Source organism: Actinomadura fibrosa (assembly GCF_900659615.1).
GTDB lineage: Bacteria > Actinomycetota > Actinomycetes > Streptosporangiales > Streptosporangiaceae > Spirillospora > Spirillospora fibrosa.
Genome location: NZ_CAACUY010000559.1, coordinates 1 through 724, shown reverse-complemented (window position 1 = coordinate 724; position 724 = coordinate 1). Strand labels below are relative to the sequence as shown.

General features: G+C 66.7%; 1 protein-coding gene. It reads right to left on the bottom strand.

Annotated elements, in window-relative coordinates; translation table 11 throughout:
• Window position 1 precedes the first annotated feature (1 nt).
• On the bottom strand, window positions 2-724 hold a 723-nt coding region (locus E1300_RS49640), incomplete at its 5' end, for an acyl-CoA dehydrogenase family protein (protein WP_131764171.1).

The window sequence follows — 724 nt, the reverse complement described above, 5'->3', positions numbered from 1 at the left end:
GCTACTTCAGGAGCTGGCGGGCCATGACCATGCGCTGGATCTGGTTGGTGCCCTCGTAGATCTGAGTGATCTTGGCGTCGCGCATCATCCGCTCCACCGGGAACTCGCGCGTGTACCCATACCCGCCCAAAAGCTGCACCGCATCAGTGGTGACGTCCATCGCCACGTCCGAGGCCAGCGCCTTGCACGCCGACGACACAAACGTCAGATCCGCCACCTTCTCACCCTGCATCGCCCGCTCGGACTTGATCGCCGCGTGGTAGGTCAGCTGCCGCGCCCCCTCCAGCCGCATCGCCATATCGGCCAGCATGAACTGCACACCCTGGAAATCGGCGATCGCCTTGCCGAACTGCCGCCGCTCCTTGACATACCCGACGGCGAAGTCCAGCGCGCCCTGGGCGATCCCCAGCGCCTGGGCGGCGATGGTGATACGGGTGTGGTCCAGCGTCGCCAGCGCGGTCTTGAACCCCGTCCCCTCGGCCCCGATGATCCGGTCGGCCGGGATCCGCACATCCTCCAAGATCACCTGCCGGGTCGGCGACCCCTTGATCCCCAGCTTCCGCTCCTTGGGCCCGAACGACACCCCCGGATCGGACTTCTCCACCACGAACGCCGAGATCCCCCGCGCCCCCGCCGCCGGGTCGGTGACCGCCATCACCGTGTAGAACTCCGACACCCCCGCATTGGTGATCCACATCTTGGCGCCGTTGAGCACCCACCCATC